4 protein-coding genes are annotated in these 4,393 nt (G+C 71.3%); 1 reads left to right on the top strand and 3 read right to left on the bottom strand.

Going from position 1 to position 4,393, the window contains the following annotated elements; all coding sequences use genetic code 11:
• Positions 1-138 precede the first annotated feature (138 nt).
• From IEZ01_RS28430 to IEZ01_RS28420, 3 genes are all read right to left on the bottom strand, one after another.
• Entirely contained in the window at positions 139-1,704 is a 1,566-nt protein-coding gene (locus IEZ01_RS28430; protein WP_189204502.1) for a hypothetical protein, read from the bottom strand.
• A complete protein-coding gene (locus tag IEZ01_RS28425) occupies positions 1,679-2,602 on the bottom strand; it encodes a phosphotransferase enzyme family protein (protein ID WP_189204500.1) in 924 nt (307 codons plus the stop codon). The genes IEZ01_RS28430 and IEZ01_RS28425 overlap by 26 nt, the downstream gene beginning before the upstream one ends.
• Before the next feature lie 64 nt (positions 2,603-2,666).
• Positions 2,667-3,743 carry an IS110 family RNA-guided transposase gene (locus IEZ01_RS28420; RefSeq protein ID WP_444545495.1) on the bottom strand — a complete coding sequence of 359 codons (1,077 nt, stop codon included), beginning with the start codon at positions 3,741-3,743 and terminating at the stop codon, positions 2,667-2,669.
• Positions 3,744-3,893: 150 nt separating this feature from the next.
• Between IEZ01_RS28420 and IEZ01_RS28415 the strand changes: the two genes are divergently transcribed.
• Complete coding sequence (locus IEZ01_RS28415) at positions 3,894-4,184, top strand: hypothetical protein (RefSeq protein WP_189204496.1); 291 nt, start codon at positions 3,894-3,896, stop codon at positions 4,182-4,184.
• Positions 4,185-4,393: the final 209 nt, after the last annotated feature.

Below are 4,393 nucleotides of genomic sequence, written 5' to 3'. Positions count from 1 at the left end.
GCGGAATGGCAGACGCGCTAGCTTGAGGTGCTAGTGCCCTTTATCGGGCGTGGGGGTTCAAGTCCCCCCTCGGACACATCGGCAAAGGCCGGTCGGAAGATCTTCCGACCGGCCTTTCGCGTTCCCGCCCGGAGTGGGTCACGGCGGTGTGACGGACCCGGCCGGGCCGGCGGCGGGGTCGGCGGCGGGCCCGACGACAGAGGTACGTGGCTGCGGAACGGGGACCAGCGGGCCGTCGAGCAGCGCCGTGCCCAGTTCGCTCGCGAGCAGACGATGGGTGCCGTGCCATACGGGCCCGGGTGCCGCGCCCCGGCGCAGCGCCACCCGGTCGACGGCCTGCAGCACCGCGTACAGCACGAACCCGAGCACGATGACCGTGGTGATGAGGCCGTACACCGGCGTGTAGGCGACGTCGAACATCGAGCGCCGCTCGTCGACCTCGGCGGCGTTGATGCCGAAGAAGGCGAACAGCAGGCCGAGCGTCGCGGTGACCGTGGTGACGAAGGTGACCGCGACGACGGTCCGCACCCGGCGCCGGTCCGCCGCGCGCTGCTCGGCCGACTCGACGGAGGTCAGCTCGGCGGCGGTGGCGTTGCCGAGGCGCTGCAGGGTCTGGCTGACGGCGGCGGCGCGCTCGGTGAGCCCCATCGCCTCGTATAGCGCGGAGTGGTACGAGGTCGGCCGCAGCGAGGGGATCAGCGTCGCCAGGTCCGCGGGGATCTCGACGCTGTAGCCGAGCTCCAGCTCCAGATGGGCCTGCGCGCTGGTGATCCGCTCCAGGAGCGTACGCCGCTCGTGCGGGCGAGCGTCGCCGTCGGGGCGGGTTCGGAAGCGGCGTACGTACGTCTCGGCCAGGACCCGGATCTCCCGCAGCCGGGCGGCGGACGCCACCGCCTGTACCGCGGAGAGGAACGCGGCGTTCTCCACATAGTCCTGATGTCCCGTCAGCAGACTGACGTAAGGACCCAGGGCGCCGGAGGTGGTGGGGCGGCGGTTGAGCTCGTCTGGGGTGCACAGCGAGCCCAGCTCGGGACGTACGGGCAGGTCGGCTCGGTAGATGATCCGCTGGGCGGTGTCCGGCGGCGGGACGTCGGCCGGGGTGGGCGAGGCCTGGAAGACGAGCTGGTGGCGTTCGGGAAGCAGGACCGGGGAGGACGTACTGCCCCCGGCCGCACCGACCCGGGTGGTCGCGAGCTGTTCGAGGGTGCTGCCACCGAAGGCGACGTCGGCGTAGTACAGGTCCTCCAGAAGCGGGATGGAGTCCAGCAGCGGCACCGCGAGATCGAGGGTGAGGGCGAGCAGGATCTGCCCCGAGGGGGCGGTGAACTGCCAGAGGGTCGCCACCGTGGGCGCGCCGCGCCCGGTGGCGCTCCAGCGGCGCGCGGCGAAGCCCGCCGGATCGAGTCGCTCACGGCGCAGTACACGCGGCAGATGGTCGGCATGCCGGTCGTACGCGGCGGCCAGACGCCCAAGGTTCAGCAGCGTCGACGGGCGCGCGGCGGCCTCGTCGCGGCCGCCGCTCCGTTCCTCGCCGCCGCCGGGGTCCTCGCCCGGTGGGCCGTCGTCGTGGGGCGGGTCGGGCGCGTACGTCCAGGAGGTGGCGTACACCGTGGTCAGCCGGGTGCCCGTGCGCGATATGTACGGATCGAAGGGGGTGGCCGTCAGATTGGGCGCCGAGTCAGAGGGCGTGCCAGCGGGCGGCATGGTCCCCCTTCCGCAGCGACTCCATCCGGACGGCGAACTCGTGGGTAGCTGCGGGTGAGTGGGGGACGTTCTGCATCAGCCAGGTCGTCATGCCGAGCTCCCGTACGGCGCGCAGGGTGCGGTATCCGGAGTGCACGGTGACATCCGCTCCGTACGCGGCGCAGAACGCGGCGTACTCGGCCGACGGCAGCCCGAACCGGTCGACGGCGGTGGCGGTAGGCAGCAGGTCCCAGGCGCGCGGGCCGAGCGCCACCGCCTCGTAGTCGATGAGGAGCACGCGGTCGCCGCGGTGGAGCAGGTTGCCTCTGTGTGCGTCGCCATGGACGAGGCCGACGGCTGGGTCTTCGGCGACCAGATCACGGAACGCACTCTCGGTCTCGTAGCACGCCGCGCCCAGGAACGCCACGTCTTCCGCGGCGACTTGGGTGCCGCGGGCCGTCTCCAGCCGTTCCCGCATCAGCGGGAAGGGGTTGAGCACGGGCACGGGGAAGGCCGGGTCGGGCAGCGCGTGCAGCTCGCGCAGCAGCGCGGCCAGGTCGACCAGTTCGGGCGTGCGGGGCGCGGGCGCGACGTACTCCCAGAAGGTGACGAGGCGGCCGGCCGCGCTGACGGGCTGGGGGAGTTCGTCGCGGGGCGGCAGGGCGGGGAAGCCGTACGAGACCAGCCAGCGGGCGGTCGCCAGCTCCTTCTCGACCTTGGCGGTGAGGGCGTCGGAACGGGCCACCCGGTAGACCACACCGTGGGCGGGGCTGGCGAACAGGGCGTTCTCGCCGAGTCTGAGCAGTTCGAGATCGCCGGGGTGAGGGGCGTTGATGGTGTCGAGGGCGGTCCTCAGCGCGTGTGCGGCGGCGGCTTCGGTGAACGGGCCGTGGTCCGGCGGGGGTTGAGGTCGACTCATAACCGGTTCAGCTTCATCAGCCCGCCGGAGGGTGTCAAGTACGTCCGGGATGCTCCTATGGCTGTCAAGCCGCTGGAGCGAGGTCGGTTTGAGTGATTCGTTCGGTTGGTGTGCTGGTCAGGGCCCGGTAGACCTCGCGGGCGACGAACCGCTTGAGGCAGCGCATGATGTCCTTCTTGTTCAGCCCTTCCTTGGTGCGGCGTTCGACGTAGGCGCGGGTGCGTTCGTCGAAGCGCATGCGGGTCAGCACGATGGTGTGCAGGGCGTTGTTGGCGGCCCGGTCGCCGCCGCGGTTGAGACGGTGGCGGTGGGTGCGTCCGGAGGAGGCCGGGATCGGGGCGACCCCGGCCAGGTGCGCGAACGCGGCTTCCGAGCGCATCCGCTCGGGGTTGTCCCCGGCTGAGGCCAGCAGCTGGCCGGCGGTCTCGGGTCCGACGCCGAACAGTTCCAGCAGCTTGGGGGCGGCCTGCTTGACCAGCGGGCCGATCTCGGCGTCCAGCTCGGCGATCTCCTCGTCGAGCGCCTGGTGACGGCGGGCCAGTCGCCGCAAGGCCGCTCGGGTCGCGGCCAGGGGCCGGGACAGGTCCTCGCCGGGCCGCAGCCGGGCCAGGGTGCGTATCAGGGCCGCCTTGTCCAGCCCTGCCACCTGTTCCCGCAGCATGGCGGAGGCCGAGACGAGCAGGCCGCGGATCTGGTTCATCGCCTGCGTGCGGGCCTTGACGGCGCTGCGGCGCGCGACCCGCAGGACCCGGACGGCCTCGACCAGACCGTCCCGGCTCTTGGGGATGCCGGTGGCCCGCCCGGACAGCACGGCCGTCGCGGCGGCGTAGGCGTCGATCGGGTCGGACTTGCCCTTCATCCGCCGCGTCTTGCGGTCGGGGCGGTCGACATCGATGACCGTGACGCCGGCGGCGGTCAGCACCCGGGCGAGTTCGGCGCCGTAGGCGCCGGTGCCCTCCACGCCCACGGCGACGAGCTCGCCGTGTGAGCGCATCCAGTCCAGCAGATCGCGGTAGCCGCGGATCGTGGCGGGAAACTCCCGGTCGGCCAGGTGCCGGCCGACCGTGTCGATCACGGCCGCGTGGTGCGTGAGGCCGTGGGTGTCGACTCCGCCGGTGATCTGCGGGCCGTCGTGCGTCATGCTGGTCATGTCCGTCCTTGTGGCGTGTCCGTTCCGAGGGCGGCACGCGCCGGTCGGGCGGGTGGACAAGACAGTGACGGGGCTTCTGGACCAAGCTCCTGACTTGTTGAATCGAACCCAGACGCTCGGTCTGCAGCCGTAGCGTCCAGGGTGTCGGTCGGCACGGGCCCGCAGTGCTCCTTGCCGCCCACGGGCTGGCTCTCTCATAGCGTGCCGCCGCCAGCCGACACCGGCGGCAACCGCGCGCTGAACTCGGTGCTGCACGTGATCGCTGTCTGCCAGATCCGCGACGGCGGCCGCGGTCAGGAGTACTACCAGCGCAAGATCGCCGAGGGGAAGACTCCGTCCGAGGCCCGCCGAGCCCTGAAGCGACGCCTGTCCAACGTGGTCTACCGGATTATGAAACGCGACCAACGGAACCACCTCGCTCAAGCCGCTTGACACACAGAGGCGCTATAAGGTCACAAACGCCCGTCCGGCCGCGTGCGTGGTGACGCCCGGCGGGCCGACAAATCCCAAACAGGACAGTCGAGACGTCAGTCAGGCGAGGGGTCAGACCCACCAGCGGCGTCACCGGGACTGTAAATCGTTCGGTGTAACTCCCGATCATGGAGGATGCACCGATGACTAGTGAGAACGTGACCGAGGCC

The sequence above is a fragment of the Streptomyces purpureus genome (assembly GCF_014648195.1).
Lineage (GTDB): Bacteria > Actinomycetota > Actinomycetes > Streptomycetales > Streptomycetaceae > Streptomyces > Streptomyces purpureus.
Note: the sequence above shows the minus strand (reverse complement) of the source record. Positions and strands in the feature narration are given on the sequence as shown.

Excerpts from the sequence above, each read along its gene's own strand:
- IEZ01_RS28430 (WP_189204502.1), bottom strand. The coding sequence starts at position 1,704 with ATGCCGCCCGCTGGCACGCCCTCTGACTCGGCGCCCAATCTGACGGCC.
- IEZ01_RS28425 (WP_189204500.1), bottom strand. The coding sequence starts at position 2,602 with ATGAGTCGACCTCAACCCCCGCCGGACCACGGCCCGTTCACCGAAGCC.
- IEZ01_RS28420 (WP_444545495.1), bottom strand. The coding sequence starts at position 3,743 with ATGACGCACGACGGCCCGCAGATCACCGGCGGAGTCGACACCCACGGC.